Consider the following 19,765-nt stretch of genomic DNA (forward strand, 5'->3'; position numbering starts at 1 on the left):
ACCTTGCGGCGCCAGAACCTAAATCTGGTGCGTCTACCAATTCCGCCACTTCCGCTTTCCAAGTTGTTCATCTCACTTCATGGTAGTTGAAGAAAGATGGCGCGTCCGGGAGGATTCGAACCTCCGACCGCCTGGTTCGTAGCCAGGTACTCTATCCAGCTGAGCTACGGACGCGTTGGCTGGGGTACCAGGATTCGAACCTGGGAATGACGAGATCAAAACCCGTTGCCTTACCGCTTGGCGATACCCCAACTGAGGCGCGCATAATAGGCTGGTTTTTATCGGGAGTCAATACCTGATTTTACCAACCGCACAACTTTTCGCCTATCAAGCTAAAAAGCCGCTGTGCGCGCTCAATAGTCAGTATTCTACTTTTTTTTCGGCCGTTGCCAAGCCTCAATTGTCCTTGGTTTGGCGCGAGTGATGATTAGTTGACCATCCGCGACATCTTTACTGATGGTACTGCCCGCGCCAACGGTGACCCCTTCACCAATCACCACCGGGGCGACGAGCTGAGAGTCCGATCCAATAAAGGCATTATCTTTAATCACGGTTTTATGTTTATTGGCACCATCGTAATTACAGGTGATCACGCCAGCGCCGATATTCACGCCGCATCCCACCTCAGTATCACCAAGATACGTCAGGTGGTTGGCTTTAGAGCCTTCGCCAAGTTGGCTTTTTTTCATTTCCACGAAGTTGCCCACATGGGCATTGCGTGCCATTTCAGCGCCGGGACGTAGCCGCGTAAACGGCCCAACCGTGCAGTCTTCCCCGACGCTAGCACCTTCCACCACGCTATAAGGGCGAATTAAGGTGTTGTCATCAATCTCGCAATCAATCAGTACGCTTCCGGCCCCGATAGTGACGTTATCACCCAAGGTCACACTGCCTTCGATGATGACGTTGGCATCAATGGTGACATCTCGGCCACATTGCAACTGGCCGCGTAGATCAAAGCGCGCCGGATCGGTAAGCATGACGCCGCTCAGTAGCAGTTGCTCGGCTTGCATTTTTTGATACTCACGCTCAAGACGAGAGAGCTGCAGGCGGTTATTGACGCCTTCGACTTCGACAGCATTGACGGGGTGAACCGCTTGAATAGCCCGGCCTTGTTGATGCGCCAGCGCAATCACATCCGTAAGGTAAAACTCGCCTTGGGCATTATTATTGTCTAGCTGCGACAACCAATGACGTAGGTCGCGTCCTGTTGCCACCAATACGCCGGTGTTAATTTCGGTGATCGCAAGCTGACTGTCAGTCGCATCTTTTTGCTCGACAATCGCGACCACTTCCCCTTTTTCACGCACAATACGACCGTAACCGGTTGGATCGTCCTGATGCACAGTTAACAGCCCAATCCCGCCCTCTGGCTGCCCTTCTAGCAAACGCGTTAAGGTTTGCTCTGAAATTAAGGGCACATCGCCATAGAGCACCAACACTTGCTCATCATCGGCGAAATGTGGCGCAGCTTGTTGCACTGCATGGCCTGTCCCGAGCTGCTCGGCTTGTAAGCACCAATTCACCGGCGAGTGAGCTAACACACGCTGCATGGTTTCACCACCATGGCCATACACTAAATGAATTTGCGAAGCGCCGAGGCCATGGCAGGTATCAATCACATGTTCAACCATTGGTTTACCAGCCAATGTGTGAAGCACTTTAGGGGTTTGAGAATACATGCGCGTGCCCTTACCGGCCGCGAGAATAACCGCACTGTATTGCATAGTCTTTCCGTGATGAGGGTTGATTTGAATAAATAATGAGGCTCAGTGTAACGCTTTTTGGTGGTAAGACGCACCTAGCAGATATCACGTCACGCGGCACATAAAAAAAGCGACGCCGAAGCGTCGCTTATATTCTTACCGTAAGTGCCTGATTAACGCTTGTGTTTGGTCAGCTCGATCACTCGAAGCTTCGCAACCGCTTTAGCCAGGTCACTGGCCGCTTGAGCAAAGTCGACGTCTTTATGCTGATTATGGATTTTATCCTCAGCGCGACGCTTCGCTTCTTCTGCCTTGGCTTGGTCTAGCTCTTCACCACGAATTGCCGTATCAGCCAGTACAGTGACTGTACTAGGCTGAACTTCAAGCGTGCCGCCAGAAAGATAAATGATCTCTTCGCTACCGCCTTGCTTGACGATACGCACCATGCCCGGCGTGATAGCGGTCAGCAGCGGTGTGTGTCCTGCGTGAATACCCAGTTCACCTTCGCTACCGGTCACCTGAATATGCTCGGCACGGCCAGAGAACAATCGTCGCTCTGCACTGACCACATCCAGATGGAAGGTTATCGCTGCCATATCGCCTCCTACTCAAGCCTTACAGGTTTTTCGCTTTTTCGAGTACTTCGTCGATGCTACCGCAGTACAGGAAAGCCTGCTCTGGAATATCATCGTACTCGCCACTGAGCAGGCCTTTGAAGCTTGCAATAGTATCTTTCAGCGAAACATAAACACCTGGTTGGCCGGTGAACACTTCAGCGACGTGGTAAGGTTGAGTCAAGAAACGTTCAATCTTACGTGCACGTGCAACCGTTAGCTTATCTTCTTCAGATAGCTCATCCATACCCAGAATAGCAATAATGTCTTTCAGCTCTTTATAGCGCTGAAGCACAGATTGCACACCACGTGCCATATCATAGTGGTCTTGACCTACCACCAAGGGGTCCAACATACGTGATGTCGAATCCAATGGGTCGATCGCTGGGTACATACCCATAGACGCGATGTTACGTGACAATACAACCGTTGCATCCAAGTGGGCAAAGGTGGTGGCTGGTGACGGGTCAGTCAAGTCATCCGCTGGCACGTAAACCGCCTGTACGGAAGTAATCGAACCAGTACGGGTAGACGTGATCCGCTCTTGCAATACACCCATCTCTTCAGCGAGCGTTGGCTGATAACCTACTGCTGATGGCATACGACCCAACAGTGCAGATACCTCAGTACCGGCAAGGGTATAGCGATAGATGTTGTCGATGAACAGTAGAACATCACGGCCATCATCACGGAATTTTTCCGCCATGGTTAGACCGGTCAGTGCGACACGCAGGCGGTTACCTGGTGGCTCGTTCATCTGACCATACACCATGGCCACTTTTGACTCTTCAGGGTTTTCGATATTAACAACACCGGCTTCCTGCATTTCGTAGTAGAAGTCGTTACCCTCACGAGTACGCTCCCCTACACCAGCAAATACAGACAGACCTGAGTGTTGCAGTGCGATGTTGTTGATAAGCTCCATCATGTTGACGGTTTTACCAACACCCGCACCACCGAACAAACCGATTTTACCGCCTTTCGCAAACGGGCAGATAAGGTCGATAACCTTAACACCGGTTTCCAAAAGCTCAGTGGAATTCGATTGTTCTTCGTAAGTTGGCGCTTCACGGTGAATCGAGTAGCGCTCTTTTTCACCAAGATCGCCACGCTCATCAATTGCATCACCCAGAACGTTGACGATACGTCCTAGCGTTGCTTCCCCAACAGGGACTTGGATTGCAGCCCCTGAGTTTTCTACTTCGATTCCACGACGCAGACCATCAGATGAGCCCATAGCGATAGCACGAATTACGCCACCACCTAGCTGCTGCTGAACTTCCAACACCAGACGCTCGCCTTCACGTTTCACATTCAACGCATCATATACCTTAGGCACTGCGTCTTGTGGAAACTCTACGTCGACTACCGCACCGATGATCTGAACGATCTTACCTGTAGCCATCGTTATTCCTCTAAACTAGTTCGTTAACCTTTGCCTTTACACCGCACTTGCGCCAGAAACAATCTCTGACAGCTCTTGGGTGATCGCAGCCTGACGGGCTTTGTTGTACACCAACTGCAGATCATCAATCAGATTACCTGCATTGTCGGTCGCAGCTTTCATCGCCACCATACGCGCCGCTTGCTCACTGGCGAGGTTTTCCACCACACCTTGATACACTTGTGACTCGGCATAGCGAACCAACAAAGTATCGAGCAAGGGCTTCGGCTCAGGCTCATAGATATAATCCCAAGCGTGGCTAGTCTGCATATCCTCGTCGTCTGACTTGGGCAAAGGCAGCAATTGATCGATCACTGGGGTCTGCACCATGGTGTTCTCAAATTTATTGAAAACAACATATAAGCGGTCCAGCTCACCTTCATTGTATTTTTTCAGCATCACCCCGACCGTACCGATCAGGTCTTCCAGTACGGGGGTATCCCCCAAACCAGAGGTTTGTGCGACTACATTTCCGCCGTAATTGTTAAAGAAAGCGGTCGCTTTCGCCCCAACCAATGCCATATCGATCTCAGCACCTTTGTGGGTCCAGCTTTCCATATCTGTGATGACATTTTTGAACAGGTTAATGTTCAAGCCACCACACAATCCGCGGTCAGTAGAAATGATGATGTAACCAACGCGCTTGGCTTCCCGCTCTTCCAAATAAGGATGACGGTACTCCAAGTTACCCAGTGCAAGATGACCGATCACTTTGCGCATAGTGACAGCATATGGACGTGACGACTCCATGGCTTCTTGCGTTTTACGCATTTTGGAGGCTGCCACCATTTCCATCGCTTTAGTGATCTTCTGTGTGTTTTTCACACTTCCGATCTTAGTACGAATCTCTTTTGCGCCGGCCATAGTTACTCTCCGTTAGTGGGTGACCACCTAAGTGGTCACCTACAATGTTACCAAGTCTGGGTCGCTTTGAAGTCGTCCAACAGCTTTCTCAACTGCGCTTCAACGTCATCGTTGTAAGCACCAGACTCATCAATCTGAGCAGCTAGGTCGGCATACTGCGCCTTCGCAAAGGCGAGCAGAGAGTGCTCAAAGTCACCGATCTTGTTCAGCTCAACGTCTTCCAAGTAGCCTTTTTCAGCCGCAAAAATAACCATGGCCTGCTCAAAGACAGACATTGGCGCATATTGCATCTGCTTCATCAGCTCGGTCACTTTCTGACCGTGATCCAATTGCTTCTTGGTTGCGTCATCCAGATCCGATGAGAACTGAGCAAATGCAGCAAGCTCACGATATTGTGCCAAGGCTGTACGAATACCGCCTGACAGTTTTTTCATGATCTTAGTTTGCGCAGAGCCACCGACACGAGAGACCGAGATACCTGGGTCAACCGCGGGACGGATACCGGCGTTGAACAGCTCAGTTTGCAGGAAGATCTGACCATCGGTGATCGAGATAACGTTGGTCGGTACGAATGCAGACACGTCACCCGCTTGGGTTTCAATGATAGGCAAGGCGGTTAATGAACCGGTTTTACCTTTCACTTCACCTTTGGTGAACTCTTCGACATAGTGCGCGTTTACACGTGCAGCCCGCTCAAGAAGACGTGAGTGCAAGTAGAAAACGTCACCTGGATAGGCTTCACGGCCTGGTGGGCGACGCAATAGCAATGAAATCTGACGATAAGCAACGGCTTGCTTCGACAAATCATCATACACAATCAGCGCATCTTCACCGCGGTCACGGAAATACTCGCCCATTGCACAACCTGCATAAGGTGCCAGGTATTGCAGAGCAGCCGCTTCAGAAGCCGATGATACGACGATGATGGTGTTTTTCAGTGCATCATGCTCTTCCAGCTTGCGAACTACGTTTGCAATGGTTGAGGCTTTTTGACCAATCGCGACATAAATAGAGTAGATACCAGAGTTTTTCTGGTTAATGATCGCATCGATCGCCAACGCTGTTTTACCGGTTTGGCGGTCACCGATGATCAGCTCACGCTGGCCTCGGCCGATAGGGATCATTGAGTCAACCGCTTTATAGCCGGTTTGAACAGGTTGATCGACCGATTGACGAGCGATAACGCCCGGCGCAATCACTTCGACAGGCGAAGTGGTTTCGGTTTCGATCGGTCCTTTACCGTCGATTGGCTCACCCAAGGTGTTCACCACACGACCTAACAGTTCAGGACCCGTCGGTACTTCAAGAATGCGACCAGTACCGGTGACTTTCATGCCTTCTTGTAGGTCCGAATACGGACCCATCACAACCGCACCTACAGAGTCACGCTCAAGGTTTAATGCTAGCGCATAACGGTTACCAGGCAGTTCAATCATTTCCCCTTGCATCGCATCAGCAAGGCCATGGATACGAATAATACCGTCGCTGACTGACACGATGGTACCTTCGTTACGCGCTTCACTCACAACGTCGAATTTTTCGATGCGTTGTTTGATCAGATCGCTAATTTCCGTGGAATTAAGTTGCATGCTCCAATTCCCCAAATCAAGACTGCAATGCATCGCTCAGGCGGCGCATACGGCCACTTACTGAGTTATCGATGACCAAGTCTCCAGCTCGAATAATAACCCCGGCAACCAGGGCTTCGTCTACACTACAGTTCAGCTTTACTTTGCGCTCAAAACGCGTCGTTAGCTTTTCACTGATGGCTTGTTGTTGCTCTTCGGAAAGAGCCGTCGCTGACGTGACTTGCACATCAACTTCTTTTTCCAATTCCGCGCGCATGGCGAGAAACTGTTCACAAACTTCAGGAAGCGCTTTTAGACGCTTGTTTTCCGCCATCATTTTAATCAAATTTTGGCCGAAATCGTTGAGCTGATCGCCACCCACTGTGATGAAAATATCTGCTAATTTCTCGGCAGAGTAGGACGCGTCTAACATATGTTTTACGCGCTCATCACGGGCAATCTCAGCAGTAAAGGCAAGCATTTCAGCCCATTGGACTAACTCGCCTTTTTCTACCGCAAAATCAAAGGCTGCTTTCGCGTAGGGGCGAGCGAGTGTTGTCAGTTCAGACATTGCTGCCCCTCCTTCTTACAGTTCTGCAGTGATTTTATCGAGAAGATCTTTATGCGCGTTCTGGTCAATAGAACGCTCAATAATTTTCTCGGCACCAATAACAGCGAGCGATGCGACTTGCTTACGCAGCTCATCGCGTGCACGGTTACGCTCTGCTTCCAACTCGGCCTTACCCTGGTTTAGGATATTGTCGCGCTCAGCAGCCGCTTCGGCACGTGCCTCATCGAGGATTTGTGCTTTGCGTTTGTTGGCCTGCTCGATAATGTCAGTTGCATTGCGCTTCGCTTCTTTCAATTGATCAGAAGCGTTCGCCTGGGCTAAATCCAGGTCTTTGGCGGCGCGATCAGCCGCCGCGAGACCGTCAGCGATTTTTTTCTGACGCTCTTCAATCGCTTGCATCAATGGTGGCCATACATATTTCATGCAGAACCACACAAAGATAGTGAACGCGATTGCCTGGCCTAGCAGAGTTGCGTTGATATTCACAACGGCGCCTCCTTAATCATAAGCTAAAGGGTCTGTTCAGCTATTAGCCAGTTTACAGTTGACCTACGAATGGGTTCGCGAACGTGAACAGCAGTGCAATTACGATACCGATCATTGGAACCGCATCAAGAAGACCCGCGATGATGAACATCTTAACTTGCAGCATAGGAGCCATCTCAGGTTGACGTGCTGCACCTTCAAGGAATTTACCACCCAGCAGGGCGAAACCAATCGCAGTACCAAGGGAAGCAAGACCTACAATGATGCCCACGGCAATTGCAGAAAAGCTCAATAAAGTTTCCATCACTATCTCCAGTTTTCGTTGTCGGCTATAAGCCAATAATGACTAACAAATTGCTTTCTAAAAAATGTCATCAATGATCTGAGTCTTCGTGCGCCTGCGAGAGATACACGACGGTCAACATCATAAAGACAAAGGCTTGAATCGTAATGACTAGAATGTGGAAAATTGCCCACGGCACAGAACCCAGCCATTGCGCCCACCACGGCAGTAACGCCGCGATAAGAATAAATACCACCTCACCGGCAAACATGTTACCGAACAGACGCATCCCAAGAGAAATAGGCTTCGCCAGTAACGAAACTATCTCCAACAGGAGGTTGAACGGAATCATGATCGGGTGATTAAACGGGTGTAACGCTAGCTCTTTAGCAAAGCCACCGATACCCTTTATCTTGATGCTGTAAAAAATCATCAAGAAGAACACGCCCAGCGCCATTGCAAGGGTGATATTTACGTCTGCAGTTGGAACCACTTTTAAATATGGAATACCCAACCAGTGTTCCGCCGGATAAGGAAGAAAATCGATAGGAATTAAGTCCATCGTATTCATCAGGAATATCCAGACGAAGATAGTCAGGGCCAAAGGTGCGATCAGCGGATTGCGTCCATGGAAGGTTTCGCGGACATTGTCATCAACGAATTCAACCAAGATTTCGACAAAACACTGAAGCTTACCCGGGACACCTGTCGATGCTTTCTTTGCCACTGATCGGAAAATGCCTAAGAAGACGATACCGATGAGGACAGAGAAAAACAGGCTATCAATATGAACCGCCCAAAACCCCTCACCGCTTGACAAGTGTGTCAGGTGGTGAGTGATGTAGCTAGACGGTGTAAGCGCATCACCTGACGCAGCCATAACTCATCCTATTTGTTGTTGTTAATGAATAAAACTGGCGCAAAGATATTAATCCCTAATGCCAGCAAATAGGCCAGTTTGAGGGGAACAAGTTCCACCTCGACATACAGGTAAGCAAGGACAAACAAGACGACGGTCAGTGAAATTTTTAAGACTTCACCGCCAAAGAAGGACGCGACCACAAATTTTGCAGCTCTTGCCCCACTAAAGAGGAAAGCACACGACGCAAACACAGCATTGGCTATCACAAAGATACCCCCACCGATTAACGCGGATTTTCCCCAGTCGACATTGATAGCAAGTGCCATCAAGATTGCCGTTGCTAATACGACGCCAGCCTGCAAAAGCACCAATTTTGTCGCGATTTCACGACCCGGCCGCGCGAGCGTCGATACCATGTATTTGTTCCTCGATTCCGTTCCACTTAGCACTGTTGCCGTGCTGGGAAAACAGCAAAAATTATACGTTTCGCCCCGACTAATGCAATCGCATCAATGTAAAAAAGCAGGGAAAATTTTACAACAGCGTAACCTGATCACAGTAAGCACTTTTATGTAACAAAAAGCGACTGGCATAAGTCACATTTCTTCGTCGAAAATTGCAAGAATTTGCGCTAACTTTTCAGATTCTTCGAAATTAATCACTAATTTCCCACTGCCGTTTTTCTGTTGTGTTAAAGCGACACTCACGCCAAATTTATCGCCCAGGCGTTGCTGAAGGGCTTCAACTTCAGGTGATAATTTAGGCTTTTTCGCTTCAACTGGTGGCGAAAGCATTTTTTTTACCAGTTTTTCTATTTGGCGAACCGTCATTTTCTTATTGACCGCGGTCAAAGCCGCATCAATTTGTACGTCGCCTTCCAGTGCCAGCAAGGCACGTGCGTGGCCCATTTCGAGTTGTTTGTTGAGCAGCAATTGCCGCACCCCGGATTCCAAACCATTTAACCGAAGTAGGTTACTAATAGTGGTCCGAGACTTTCCCAGTGACTCAGCAAGCTGTTGGTGAGTCAGTTCAAATTCATCTACTAAGCGCGCCAATGCCTGCGCTTCTTCCATTGCATTCAAGTTTTCGCGTTGAATGTTTTCAATTAAAGCGACCGCGCTCGCGACCTTATTGCTCATTTCCCGTACCAAACAAGGAACTTGCTTTAATCCTGCTTGTTTAGCGGCTCGCCAACGACGTTCACCGGCGATGATCTCATAGCGTCCCGCCGCGATCTGACGCACGACTAAAGGTTGAATCACACCTTGAGCGCGAATTGACTCCGTCAGTTCTTCCAGTGCGTCTTCAGCCATGCCTTGGCGCGGCTGATACTGACCCGGCTCCAGCATAGTGACCGACAACTGTTGTAATTCGCTATTGCTGGTATCTGTCGATTCAGGGGCCACTGTTTGTGAAGACTGTGCCTGTGCACTGGTCGCCAATAGGGCATCGAGGCCCTTTCCAAGCCCGCGTTTCGCTGAATTCATTGTTTTCCTCAGGCATTGACAGCGTCTGGCGAGGAGCGAGCTTGCTCTTCGCGACGCAGAATTTCACCCGCAAGGGCGAGGTAGGCTTTAGCACCGCTCGATAGTTTGTCGTAGTACATGGCGGGTCGGCCATGACTTGGCGCTTCCGCGAGCCGCACATTGCGGGGAATCACTGTACGATACACCTTATCACCGAAGTGTTTTTTGATCTGATCCGATACTTCGGTCGCTAATCGGTTTCTTGGGTCGTACATAGTGCGCAAGACACCTTCAACGTGAAGGTCGGCGTTCACCACGCTTGCCAGCTTGCTAATGGTATCCATTAAAGCAGTCAGTCCTTCCAGGGCAAAGTACTCACATTGCATCGGGACAAGAACGGAATTAGCCGCAGTCATCGCATTGATGGTCAGAAGGTTCAGGGAAGGGGGACAGTCAATAAAAATATAATCATAACGGTCAACAACAGTCTCGAGCATCGTGCGTAGACGAACCTCTCGAGCGAACACTTCCATGAGTTTTATTTCTGCTGCTGTCACATCACCGTTGGCAGCGACAAGGTGATAACTTCCCGCCGTATTTTCAACCACAACTTGTTCGAACGGTGTTTCTTCAATGAGTAGGTCATAGGCCGTTGCATGGACATCGTACTTATCGATGCCGCTCGCCATGGTCGCATTGCCTTGTGGGTCCAAATCGATCAGTAGCACCTTGCGATTGGTGGCAGCCAGTGATGCTGCGAGATTGACACTCGTGGTGGTTTTACCCACGCCGCCCTTTTGGTTTGCTACCGCGATAACTTTACCCACGTGCTTTCGACCTCTACTCGTTACTCTTAGCTCTCAAGATTACTAGATGACGCGCCCCTTCCAATCCCGGTACCTTCAAAGCTTTGATATCGGTCACAGAACAATCAGTAGGAAGCGCATCAATTTCTTGTTGGTCCACTTGTCCTTTCAACGCATAGAAGCATCCTTGCGCATGCGGTAAGTGGTGACACCAGCTCACCATGTCGCTCATCGATGCAAAGGCGCGACTGAGTACAGCATCAAATCCATGCTCAGGGGTAAAGTCTTCCACCCGACTTTGGACCGGGGTCACATTTGTCAGCCCAAGTTCGTGAAGAACTTGGCGAATAAAACGAATCCGTTTACCCAAACTGTCCAATAGGGTGAACTGTTTGTCCGGATTAGCAATGGCCAATGGGATGCCTGGTAGTCCCGGTCCTGTGCCGACATCGATAAACTGTTGGCCTTTGAGGTGGGGCGAGACAACGAGACTATCAAGAATATGTTTCACCACCATGTCGTCAGGATGACGGACCGAGGTTAAATTGTAAGCTTTATTCCATTTGTGCAGCAGACGCACGTAGTCCAGTAACTGCTGTTGCTGTTGTGCTGACAGGACAAGGCCAGCTTGCGCCAGCCCATATTCGAGTTGTTGTTCCATTTTATGCCCCTTTTTTCAGCATGCCTTGCTTTTTCAAATGGACAAGCAAAATGGAGATCGCCGCCGGCGTAACGCCAGAGATACGTGATGCTTTACCCACGGTTTCAGGACGCGCATCGGCGAGCTTACCTTTCACTTCGTTCGATAAACCTTTTATGTGGTCGTAGTCGAGATCAGTGGGTAATTCGGTATTTTCATGACGTTGTGATTTAGCAATTTCATCTTGCTGACGGTCAATATACCCCGCATATTTCACCTGAATTTCCACCTGTTCACTGGCTTGCTGATCCGCATGAGCAGGTTCAAAACTTGGTAATGTCACAATATCGCGATACCGCAACTCAGGACGACGTAGGAGATCCTCGCCATTCGCTTCGCGTGTTAACGGTGTTTTGAGCATCGCGTTCAGTGCTGCCACATCGTCAGAATGGGGATGGATCCATGTGCCACGTAACCGTTGACGCTCTTGCTCCATGTTTTCCATTTTCTGGTTAAAACGCGCCCAGCGCGTATCATCGACCAAACCGAGCTCACGGCCTTTTTCCGTCAAACGCATATCCGCATTATCTTCACGCAGCAATAGGCGATACTCAGCACGCGACGTAAACATACGGTAGGGCTCTTGCGTGCCCATGGTAGAGAGATCATCAATCAATACGCCCATATACGCTTGGTCGCGACGCGGGCTCCAACCGTCTTTGCCTTGTGCTTGCAGCGCCGCGTTACATCCTGCCAGCAAGCCTTGAGCCCCCGCTTCTTCATAGCCGGTGGTGCCGTTGATTTGTCCGGCAAAGAATAACCCGCTAATAAATTTGGTTTCTAGTGTTTGCTTAAGATCGCGGGGATCGAAAAAGTCATACTCGATCGCATAACCTGGGCGGATCACTTTGGCGTTTTCAAAGCCTTTGATCGATTGAATGATCCCCATTTGCACATCAAACGGTAAGCTGGTGGAAATACCATTTGGATACAGCTCATTGCTGGTTAGCCCTTCAGGTTCAACAAAGATCTGATGTTTGTCTTTGTCGGCAAAGCGCATCACTTTGTCTTCAATCGATGGGCAATAACGTGGACCAATCCCTTCAATGACACCAGCATACATTGGGCTTCGAGATAAGTTTTCTCGAATCACGTCATGGGTTTTTTCATTGGTATACGTGATATAGCAAGGCATTTGTTGAGGATGTTGACTGACATCGCCCATAAACGAAAAGACCGGACGTGGTGTATCACCATGTTGGGTTTGCATCACTGAGAAATCGACTGAACGCGCATCGATACGTGGTGGCGTTCCCGTTTTTAAACGATCGACGCGAAACGGCAATGCACGTAGGCGATCGGCGAGCTTGTTCGACGGTGGATCTCCGGCGCGCCCTCCGGAGTAGTTATCCATACCAATATGGATTTTTCCACCTAAAAAGGTACCGACAGTCAACACCACAGTGGTTGCGCTGAATTTCAGTCCCATTTCTGTTTCTACCCCAGTGACGCGATCCTGATCGACGATCAAATCCACCACGGCTTGTTGGAAAAGGGATAGGTGTGGCGTGTTTTCCAGGGTATGGCGGATCGCCGCCTTGTACAACGCACGATCAGCTTGTGCTCGTGTTGCTCGTACTGCGGGTCCTTTCGACGCGTTCAGGGTTCTAAACTGGATCCCGCCTTTGTCGATAGCTTGCGCCATCGCGCCGCCTAAGGCATCAATTTCTTTTACCAGGTGTCCTTTCCCGATCCCGCCAATTGCAGGGTTACACGACATTTGTCCCAAAGTGTCGATATTATGGGTTAATAACAACGTTCTTTGATTCATTCGAGCGGCGGCTAGTGCTGCCTCGGTACCAGCATGGCCACCACCCACAACGATGACGTCAAAGTGATCCTGGTAAAACATGATTAAAGCCTCAACCTGGTTAAGTGTTTGCGCATGAACTAAGCAAAAGGGGCGACATTCTAGCGCTTTTTCTCTCAACAAGGAACCAAACCTTGATCCTGATCTTCTTAAGGCTTTCGCTTTATATATATAAGATCTTTATATAGATCCTTTATTAGATCTACTACTAAGGAAGCGGATCTCAGTGGATAAGCGGTAAAAGATCATTGAGATCAAGGATCTTGGAACGATCACTTTCTGTGGGTGGCCTTGGATCGGATCCTGTATCACCTGGGATCAAAATGCCCTTTTATCCACAGGGCGATCAGAAAGAAAAACTATCAAATGGATAACTAAAGGAAGATCACTGGGTTATTCCTTAGTTATCCACAGTCTGTTTGATTAATTATTGTTCACTTAGATGCCTGAAGTAATGGCTCCCAATCGGTTAACCAGCGTTCCGCTTCATCTTCCGGAACCGGATGAGCTTGAATATCGATGTCGATTCGTTCGCCAATTTTGACGGCCCCGAGATCTTGTAATAGGGCGTCTGCTTTCATGCCAGCTTCACAAAAGGTGTCATAACTAGAATCGCCAATGCCAACCACCCCGTATTTCAACGCACGTAGCATCGGACGTTCGGTCATTAGCTGTTCCATCAGAGGGGCGATGCTCTCAGGGAAGTCGCCAGCGCCATGAGTCGATGTGACGACTAAGAGCGTGCTGGCGCCCAATACATCATCGAGGATCCCCTCATTGATAACCGCCGTTTGGTACCCCTTTGCCTGCAGTTGATCTGATAGGTGATCGCCAACATATTCCGCGCCGCCCAAGGTACTGCCTGTAATAATTGTTATATTCGCCATATTATCCTCACGATTAAGAGTCTCTTGCCTAGTATTGAGACCTTGTTCCAGGGAGTCAATTCTTGCTGAATATTGCGGGTATCTTCGGGGATACAGTCGAGGGGATCATGGTGAAAACTATGGGGATAACTTATGATCTTATAACAAGGATAACCGCGATCAACACAGTAGGATAAAGGGATCCTTTGTGTAAGGATCCCGTGATCAGGTTGGGGATAATTATTTGCCGATACAAAATGAGGAGAAGATTTTTCCTAATAAGTCATCGGCACTAAATTCGCCAGTAATGGTGTTGAGGTACTGCTGGGTCAAGCGTAACTCTTCCGCCAATATTTCACCGGCCATGTAACCTTCTAGTTGTGTTTGACCAATGTCCAGGTGTGCGGCTGCACTGGCGAGTGCGTCTAAGTGGCGGCGACGTGCCATAAAACCCCCTTCACTGCCTCCTGCATAGCCCATACAGGCTTTGAGGTGTTGGCGGAGTGCATCGACGCCTTGGCCTGTTTTAGCGCTAAGGCGGATAAGCGCTGGGTGGTTGGTATCGCAGTGGCCCATAGGCTCGCCCGTCATGTCGGCTTTATTACGGATCACCGTCATGCCCATATCTTGGGGTAAACGGGACACAAAGTCCGGCCAGATATCATGTGGATCGGTAGCGTCAGTGGTGGTGCCATCCACCATAAATAAAACGCGATCTGCTTGTTCTATTTCGTCCCACGCTCTTTCCACGCCGATGCGTTCGACCTCGTCGGTAGCGTCACGTAGGCCTGCGGTATCAATAATATGCAAAGGCATACCGTCGAGATGAATGTGTTCACGCAGCACATCGCGAGTGGTCCCGGCAATATCGGTGACGATGGCACTGTCTTTCCCCGACAAGGCATTGAGTAAGCTCGATTTACCTGCATTTGGGCGGCCAGCGATTACCACTTTCATTCCTTCACGCATGATGGCGCCTTGGTTGGCCTCTTTACGCAGTGTGGCGAGGTGCTCAATAATGTGATTGAGATCGCTGGCGACCTTACCATCGGAGAGAAAATCGATTTCTTCATCGGGAAAATCAATTGCGGCTTCGACGTAAATGCGCAGGTGAATGACCTTTTCCACCAGCGCGTTCACCTGGCTAGAGAAGGCGCCTTGTAGCGACTGTAGCGCCGAACGTGCGGCTTGCTCAGAGCTGGCATCAATCAAGTCAGCAATGGCTTCTGCTTGCGCGAGATCCAACTTATCATTTAAAAACGCGCGTTCAGAGAATTCTCCCGGGCGAGCGGCTCGTACCCCGTCAAAGGCGCTAATCCTTTGGATGAGCATATCCATGATAACGGGGCCACCGTGGCCTTGCAGTTCAAGCACGTCTTCGCCCGTGAACGAATGAGGGCCTTTAAAGAATAGCGCGATGCCTTGATCGATAGGCTGACCATCCTGGTCGAGAAAGGGGAGATAGTCAGCACGACGAGGCACCAACTCACGTCCGGTCATATTTTTGCCAATCTCATGGGCGAGGGGGCCAGACACGCGAACGATTCCCACGCCGCCCCGGCCAGTTGCTGTGGCTTGCGCCACGATAGTGTCTGTTTGAGCCATAATGCACACTCTATGATTGCAGTGACAGGCCTGTGGGCCATTAACGTGAAAAAGGCGACCGCCAGGTCGCCTTTTTATTATTGCTTGACGCGGCCTGATTTACGAGCGCGAATGCAGGCCTTTTTTCTCCAACGACTTGTAGATTAACGTCTGCTGGAGCAGTGTGACTACGTTCGATACCAACCAGTATAGAACCAGACCGGATGGGAAGAACAAGAAGAAGAAAGTGAAGACCACGGGCATAAAGGTCATGATCTTCTGCTGCATCGGATCGGTGACCGTGGTTGGACTCATCTTCTGAATCAGGAACATAGACGCCCCCATCAACAGGGGTAGCACATAGAAAGGGTCTTGTGCTGACAAGTCTTGAATCCAACCAAAGAAAGGTGCGTGACGTAGTTCGACCGATTCCATCAATGCCCAATAGAGCGCAATGAAGATCGGCATTTGCAGCACTAGCGGTAGGCAGCCACCCAGTGGGTTAACTTTTTCGCGCTTGTACAGCTCCATCATTTCTTGGCTCATGCGCTGACGGTCGTCACCAATACGCTCTTTCATTTCTTGCAGTTTAGGCTGCAGCATGCGCATTTTCGCCATCGAGGTGTACTGCGCTTTGGTAAGCGGGTACATGGCACCACGGACGATAAAGGTCAGCATAATGATTGATAGACCCCAGTTACCGACAAAGGTCTGAATGGTTGATAGCAACCAATGCAAAGGCTTGGCGATAAACCAGAGCCAGCCATAGTCGACCACAAGATCCAAGCTTGGCGCCACGGCGGCCATTTGTTCTTGCAGTTTCGGGCCAACCCATAGAGTTGCCGTTAGGGTCTTACTGGTACCAGCAGGAATGGTGTCACTGGTTTTGGTCTGAATATAACCGTATTGCGAGGTGGTACGTGTGCTCAACACATTATTGTCGGCTCGTGGGATCCACGCGGTGGCAAAGTAGTGTTGAATCATGGCCGCCCAACCTTGATCAAAGGTTACGCTGAGATTTTTGCTTTCCATGTCATCAAAGCTGTACTTCTCGTAACGCTTGTCGTCCGTTGAGTAAGCGCTGCCGCGATAAGTCGGCATGGTTAGGCTACCACCATCATCCAGCAAGTTTTGTTTGAGCTGGGTGTACATAGTGACGCTGGCATTCGCATCGGTTTGGTTATTGATTGTATGCTCAACGTCTACCGCATAACTACCACGTTTAAATACAAAGGTTTTGGTATAACTGATCCCTTCTTTTTCGACTGTCATCGGGACGCGCAAAGTGTCTTGATCGTCTGAGAGAGAGAAGTCGTTCTGGGTCACCTGGTATTGTGCGCGGCCTTCAGCGGTATCAATGCCATTGGCACCAATTAAACCACTTTGGGCGACAAAGGTATGATCTGGCTTAGTATGTAGCAGGGTGAAGGCATTATCAGAGTCCAGCTCAGCATCGTATTGTGGAAGCTCTGCATGGACAACATCACCGCCTTGCGTATCAATTTTCAGTGTTAATACGTCGGTTTTGATGGTGACGAGCTTGTCAGAGACAGGCTGTGCATCAAGAGACGTGGTATCGTTACCGTCATTGCTGCTTGGCACGTCACTGTGAGTCGTTTGCTGCTGCTCAACGCCCTGTCCCTGCGGCTGCGGGGATTCTGGTTTGCTCCATTCCATGTATAGCATGAAAGAAACGAACAATAGGGCAATCAACAGGATATTGCGTTGGGAATCCATTGTTAATTGTCTCTGTTATGGTGGTCGCAAGGCGGTACAGGATCGTAGCCGCCATCATTCAAAGGGTGGCATTTTAATAGACGTTTGCCTGCCAACCAACACCCTTTTATCACACCATGGGATTGAATCGCCATGATGGCGTAATGGGAGCAGGTTGGTGTGAACCGGCATCGTGGCCCAATTAATGGGCTAATCACCAGTTGGTATCCCCGAATCAGCGCGATGAGCGCTTTTTGCGCGGCGGTCGCGACAAACGTTGCCATAACTTGTCCAATTCGTCTCGCAGCGCTTGATTACTCAGGTTGTTGGCACTTTTTTTCGCGATAACCACAAAGTCTTTCGCCGGCAGTTGATGCTGACGTAAACGAAAACTCTCGCGAACCACACGTTTAAAGCGGTTGCGATCAACGGCAAGTTTGATTTGCTTTTTCGGGACAGCTTGACCGAGACGTGGGTGTTCGAGCGCGGTGTTTCTGGCGAGTATAGTCAAGTGCGGCGAACCTGCGCGATGAGGTTGCTGAAAGACGGCACTGAAATGTTCGGGAGTTAGCAGACGTAACTCCCGAGGATAAGCGAGCTTATTCACAAATCACTACGGATTATTTAGAAAGCTGCTTGCGGCCTTTCGCACGGCGAGCGGCAATGACCTTACGGCCGTTCTTAGTCGCCATGCGCGCACGGAAACCGTGAGTGCGCTTACGCTTTAGAACTGAAGGTTGAAAAGTGCGTTTCATGGTTTCTACCTTTATTACTGATCAGTGTTAGGTTTGTTAACCCGACGTGGGAGGATAGCAGTATGCTTGTCTCCGACGCCTCTCAACAAAGAGGGCGGATTGTAGCCATTGACTAACGATTAGTCAATCACAAAACCCACGCCACTTCGGGCCGTGAATTATAAGCGCTTAGTCGCAGATCGCAAGGATCCTTGCCAACTGATCGCAAATTAAGCGGTGATCCCGACTTGATTCAAAAACTTATGCAATCGGGGATCATCACAGTGATTAAACAGCCAATCCGGTGTGCCCTGAGCGATAATATTGCCATCGTTCATAAATACCACACGATCAGCAACATCACGCGCAAACTGCATCTCGTGGGTCACCACCAGCATGGTTTGGTGGCGAGTGGCGAGCTTTTTCATTAGCGCTAACACCTCGCCTACCCATTCTGGATCGAGCGCGGATGTTGGCTCATCGAAAAGCAGTAGCTCGGCTTCCAGCGCCATCGCACGGCCAATCCCTACGCGTTGTTGTTGGCCACCCGATAAAGAGGCCGGATAGTGGTCGCCTTTATCGCCAAGCCCGATATCGTCCAAAATCTGTTGCGCGCGCTGGCGGGCTTTGGCTTTTTGACATCCTTTTACAGTGCGCAGGCCTTCAGCAATGTTATCGCGTGCGCTCAGGTGGGCAAACAAGGCATAGTTTTGGAATACAAACCCAGTTTGACGCCGCAACGCCAGAATGTCCTTTTTTGGCGTGGCTGAATTGCCGCTATCGACGCGTTGTTCGTCGATTGTTATCACGCCTTGCTCCGCACGCTCTAGGAAATTAATGCAGCGCAATAAAGTAGATTTCCCAGTACCACTTGGACCAATAATACAGACGATTTCGCCACGTTCGATAGCCAAATCAATCCCATCGAGAACAGCGATGCCCTGATAGACTTTTTTCAACTTTTCTATTTTTATCATCGTTGATACGCCTTATTGAGGTGTGCTTCGGCCCAATATTGCACGCGGGTGAGTGCGACCACGATCGCCCAGTAAATGAGCGCGACGGCCAAGTAGGCTTCAAAAAACTTGAAACTGGATGAGGCTTCCATTTGCGCTTGTGCCATGATTTCGGTCACGCCTAGTGTAAAAGCGAGAGAGGTGGCTTTAATCATATCGATGAAATAGTTCATCAACGACGGCAGAGCAATGCGCACGGCTTGCGGTAAAATAATGCGTTGCATGGCTTGTCGCGTCGTCATGCCGATGGCTAAGCTTGCTTCCATCTGACTGCGATCGACCCCGAGAATTGCGGCACGAATCGATTCGGCCATATAGGCAGAAAAGTGCAAACTGATCCCAATCACGGCTGCAGTAAAGGCATCCATCCCCACTAAACTGGGGATCACCTGTGGTAAGCCATAATAGAGCAAAAACAACTGCACCAATAAAGGGGTGCCGCGAAAGAAACTAATGAAGATTTGCGCTAAGCCATTTAACCCAGGGACACGAAAGACGCGAATTAAGGCGATGGCGACGGCTAAGGCGAGGGAGAAAAGTAGCCCCAAAAAGGCCATTTCCATGGTGATCCCTAAATAGCTAAGCAATAGAGGGAACAGCGAGACCATATAATCGAAATCAAACGCCATGAGAGTCCTTTAAACAAAAAAGCCCGCCAACGCGGGCTTT

22 protein-coding genes and 2 tRNA genes are annotated in these 19,765 nt (G+C 49.7%); all 24 read right to left on the reverse strand.

Features of this window, described 5'->3' with window-relative positions; translation table 11 throughout:
* Positions 1-97: 97 nt before the first annotated feature.
* Positions 98-174 (reverse strand) — tRNA-Arg (locus HLG76_RS13480).
* Positions 175-176: 2 nt separating this feature from the next.
* Positions 177-251 (reverse strand) — tRNA-Gln (locus HLG76_RS13485).
* 117 nt (positions 252-368) lie between these two features.
* Positions 369-1,727: a bifunctional UDP-N-acetylglucosamine diphosphorylase/glucosamine-1-phosphate N-acetyltransferase GlmU gene (glmU, locus tag HLG76_RS13490; protein WP_021022744.1), complete on the reverse strand. Its 1,359-nt coding sequence runs from the start codon at positions 1,725-1,727 to the stop codon at positions 369-371.
* 152 nt (positions 1,728-1,879) lie between these two features.
* On the reverse strand, positions 1,880-2,302 hold the full coding sequence (locus HLG76_RS13495) for a F0F1 ATP synthase subunit epsilon (RefSeq protein ID WP_077661256.1): 423 nt from the start codon (positions 2,300-2,302) through the stop codon (positions 1,880-1,882).
* A 19-nt stretch (positions 2,303-2,321) separates the two neighbouring features.
* Positions 2,322-3,725 carry a F0F1 ATP synthase subunit beta gene (atpD, locus tag HLG76_RS13500; RefSeq protein ID WP_025744735.1) on the reverse strand — a complete coding sequence of 468 codons (1,404 nt, stop codon included), beginning with the start codon at positions 3,723-3,725 and terminating at the stop codon, positions 2,322-2,324.
* A gap of 36 nt (positions 3,726-3,761) precedes the next feature.
* Positions 3,762-4,628: a F0F1 ATP synthase subunit gamma gene (gene atpG, locus HLG76_RS13505; protein ID WP_025744734.1), complete on the reverse strand. Its 867-nt coding sequence runs from the start codon at positions 4,626-4,628 to the stop codon at positions 3,762-3,764.
* Positions 4,629-4,675: 47 nt separating this feature from the next.
* Positions 4,676-6,217 (reverse strand): F0F1 ATP synthase subunit alpha, encoded by a 1,542-nt coding sequence (gene atpA / locus HLG76_RS13510; RefSeq protein WP_077677238.1) that lies wholly within the window; start codon positions 6,215-6,217, stop codon positions 4,676-4,678.
* Between the two features lie 16 nt (positions 6,218-6,233).
* Positions 6,234-6,767 carry a F0F1 ATP synthase subunit delta gene (gene atpH, locus HLG76_RS13515; RefSeq protein WP_077677237.1) on the reverse strand — a complete coding sequence of 178 codons (534 nt, stop codon included), beginning with the start codon at positions 6,765-6,767 and terminating at the stop codon, positions 6,234-6,236.
* Between the two features lie 15 nt (positions 6,768-6,782).
* Complete coding sequence (gene atpF / locus HLG76_RS13520; protein ID WP_025744732.1) at positions 6,783-7,253, reverse strand: F0F1 ATP synthase subunit B; 471 nt, start codon at positions 7,251-7,253, stop codon at positions 6,783-6,785.
* A gap of 52 nt (positions 7,254-7,305) precedes the next feature.
* A complete protein-coding gene (gene atpE, locus HLG76_RS13525) occupies positions 7,306-7,557 on the reverse strand; it encodes a F0F1 ATP synthase subunit C (RefSeq protein ID WP_025672872.1) in 252 nt (83 codons plus the stop codon).
* A 70-nt stretch (positions 7,558-7,627) separates the two neighbouring features.
* Positions 7,628-8,416: a F0F1 ATP synthase subunit A gene (atpB, locus tag HLG76_RS13530; RefSeq protein WP_025744730.1), complete on the reverse strand. Its 789-nt coding sequence runs from the start codon at positions 8,414-8,416 to the stop codon at positions 7,628-7,630.
* 8 nt (positions 8,417-8,424) lie between these two features.
* Entirely contained in the window at positions 8,425-8,814 is a 390-nt protein-coding gene (locus HLG76_RS13535) for a F0F1 ATP synthase subunit I (protein WP_077461786.1), read from the reverse strand.
* 180 nt (positions 8,815-8,994) lie between these two features.
* On the reverse strand, positions 8,995-9,885 hold the full coding sequence (locus HLG76_RS13540; protein ID WP_175993850.1) for a ParB/RepB/Spo0J family partition protein: 891 nt from the start codon (positions 9,883-9,885) through the stop codon (positions 8,995-8,997).
* An 8-nt stretch (positions 9,886-9,893) separates the two neighbouring features.
* Positions 9,894-10,691, reverse strand: a complete 798-nt coding sequence (locus HLG76_RS13545; RefSeq protein WP_025744729.1) for a ParA family protein — start codon at positions 10,689-10,691, stop codon at positions 9,894-9,896.
* Positions 10,692-10,704: 13 nt separating this feature from the next.
* Positions 10,705-11,331 (reverse strand): 16S rRNA (guanine(527)-N(7))-methyltransferase RsmG, encoded by a 627-nt coding sequence (rsmG, locus tag HLG76_RS13550; protein ID WP_077773537.1) that lies wholly within the window; start codon positions 11,329-11,331, stop codon positions 10,705-10,707.
* Between the two features lies 1 nt (position 11,332).
* Positions 11,333-13,222, reverse strand: coding sequence for a tRNA uridine-5-carboxymethylaminomethyl(34) synthesis enzyme MnmG (gene mnmG, locus HLG76_RS13555; protein ID WP_077576850.1), 1,890 nt, complete (start codon positions 13,220-13,222; stop codon positions 11,333-11,335).
* Between the two features lie 392 nt (positions 13,223-13,614).
* The gene (gene mioC, locus HLG76_RS13560) at positions 13,615-14,067 is read right to left on the reverse strand and encodes an FMN-binding protein MioC (RefSeq protein WP_077661258.1); all 453 of its coding nucleotides are present in this window, start codon (positions 14,065-14,067) and stop codon (positions 13,615-13,617) included.
* 219 nt (positions 14,068-14,286) lie between these two features.
* The gene (mnmE, locus tag HLG76_RS13565) at positions 14,287-15,651 is read right to left on the reverse strand and encodes a tRNA uridine-5-carboxymethylaminomethyl(34) synthesis GTPase MnmE (protein WP_077677236.1); all 1,365 of its coding nucleotides are present in this window, start codon (positions 15,649-15,651) and stop codon (positions 14,287-14,289) included.
* Positions 15,652-15,750: 99 nt separating this feature from the next.
* A complete protein-coding gene (gene yidC / locus HLG76_RS13570; protein WP_077461792.1) occupies positions 15,751-17,367 on the reverse strand; it encodes a membrane protein insertase YidC in 1,617 nt (538 codons plus the stop codon).
* Positions 17,368-17,369: 2 nt separating this feature from the next.
* Entirely contained in the window at positions 17,370-17,630 is a 261-nt protein-coding gene (gene yidD / locus HLG76_RS13575; protein ID WP_077456636.1) for a membrane protein insertion efficiency factor YidD, read from the reverse strand.
* Positions 17,582-17,953: a ribonuclease P protein component gene (gene rnpA / locus HLG76_RS13580; RefSeq protein ID WP_025744540.1), complete on the reverse strand. Its 372-nt coding sequence runs from the start codon at positions 17,951-17,953 to the stop codon at positions 17,582-17,584. Before rnpA ends, yidD begins: the two co-directional genes overlap by 49 nt.
* Before the next feature lie 13 nt (positions 17,954-17,966).
* Positions 17,967-18,101 carry a 50S ribosomal protein L34 gene (gene rpmH, locus HLG76_RS13585; RefSeq protein WP_025672864.1) on the reverse strand — a complete coding sequence of 45 codons (135 nt, stop codon included), beginning with the start codon at positions 18,099-18,101 and terminating at the stop codon, positions 17,967-17,969.
* A 209-nt stretch (positions 18,102-18,310) separates the two neighbouring features.
* Complete coding sequence (locus HLG76_RS13590) at positions 18,311-19,057, reverse strand: amino acid ABC transporter ATP-binding protein (RefSeq protein ID WP_175993851.1); 747 nt, start codon at positions 19,055-19,057, stop codon at positions 18,311-18,313.
* The gene (locus HLG76_RS13595; protein ID WP_077461794.1) at positions 19,054-19,725 is read right to left on the reverse strand and encodes an amino acid ABC transporter permease; all 672 of its coding nucleotides are present in this window, start codon (positions 19,723-19,725) and stop codon (positions 19,054-19,056) included. The genes HLG76_RS13590 and HLG76_RS13595 overlap by 4 nt, the downstream gene beginning before the upstream one ends.
* Positions 19,726-19,765: the final 40 nt, after the last annotated feature.

This window comes from Salinivibrio sp. EAGSL (genome assembly GCF_013366455.1).
Classification (GTDB): domain Bacteria; phylum Pseudomonadota; class Gammaproteobacteria; order Enterobacterales; family Vibrionaceae; genus Salinivibrio; species Salinivibrio costicola.

Excerpts from the sequence above, each read along its gene's own strand:
- mnmG (WP_077576850.1), bottom strand. The coding sequence starts at position 13,222 with ATGTTTTACCAGGATCACTTTGACGTCATCGTTGTGGGTGGTGGCCAT.
- HLG76_RS13540 (WP_175993850.1), bottom strand. The coding sequence starts at position 9,885 with ATGAATTCAGCGAAACGCGGGCTTGGAAAGGGCCTCGATGCCCTATTG.
- yidC (WP_077461792.1), bottom strand. The coding sequence starts at position 17,367 with ATGGATTCCCAACGCAATATCCTGTTGATTGCCCTATTGTTCGTTTCT.
- rsmG (WP_077773537.1), bottom strand. The coding sequence starts at position 11,331 with ATGGAACAACAACTCGAATATGGGCTGGCGCAAGCTGGCCTTGTCCTG.
- HLG76_RS13495 (WP_077661256.1), bottom strand. The coding sequence starts at position 2,302 with ATGGCAGCGATAACCTTCCATCTGGATGTGGTCAGTGCAGAGCGACGA.
- HLG76_RS13590 (WP_175993851.1), bottom strand. The coding sequence starts at position 19,057 with ATGATAAAAATAGAAAAGTTGAAAAAAGTCTATCAGGGCATCGCTGTT.
- atpA (WP_077677238.1), bottom strand. The coding sequence starts at position 6,217 with ATGCAACTTAATTCCACGGAAATTAGCGATCTGATCAAACAACGCATC.
- atpG (WP_025744734.1), bottom strand. The coding sequence starts at position 4,628 with ATGGCCGGCGCAAAAGAGATTCGTACTAAGATCGGAAGTGTGAAAAAC.
- atpH (WP_077677237.1), bottom strand. The coding sequence starts at position 6,767 with ATGTCTGAACTGACAACACTCGCTCGCCCCTACGCGAAAGCAGCCTTT.
- atpE (WP_025672872.1), bottom strand. The coding sequence starts at position 7,557 with ATGGAAACTTTATTGAGCTTTTCTGCAATTGCCGTGGGCATCATTGTA.
- HLG76_RS13595 (WP_077461794.1), bottom strand. The coding sequence starts at position 19,725 with ATGGCGTTTGATTTCGATTATATGGTCTCGCTGTTCCCTCTATTGCTT.
- rpmH (WP_025672864.1), bottom strand. The coding sequence starts at position 18,101 with ATGAAACGCACTTTTCAACCTTCAGTTCTAAAGCGTAAGCGCACTCAC.
- yidD (WP_077456636.1), bottom strand. The coding sequence starts at position 17,630 with ATGGCAACGTTTGTCGCGACCGCCGCGCAAAAAGCGCTCATCGCGCTG.
- mioC (WP_077661258.1), bottom strand. The coding sequence starts at position 14,067 with ATGGCGAATATAACAATTATTACAGGCAGTACCTTGGGCGGCGCGGAA.
- atpB (WP_025744730.1), bottom strand. The coding sequence starts at position 8,416 with ATGGCTGCGTCAGGTGATGCGCTTACACCGTCTAGCTACATCACTCAC.
- atpD (WP_025744735.1), bottom strand. The coding sequence starts at position 3,725 with ATGGCTACAGGTAAGATCGTTCAGATCATCGGTGCGGTAGTCGACGTA.
- mnmE (WP_077677236.1), bottom strand. The coding sequence starts at position 15,651 with ATGGCTCAAACAGACACTATCGTGGCGCAAGCCACAGCAACTGGCCGG.
- glmU (WP_021022744.1), bottom strand. The coding sequence starts at position 1,727 with ATGCAATACAGTGCGGTTATTCTCGCGGCCGGTAAGGGCACGCGCATG.
- HLG76_RS13535 (WP_077461786.1), bottom strand. The coding sequence starts at position 8,814 with ATGGTATCGACGCTCGCGCGGCCGGGTCGTGAAATCGCGACAAAATTG.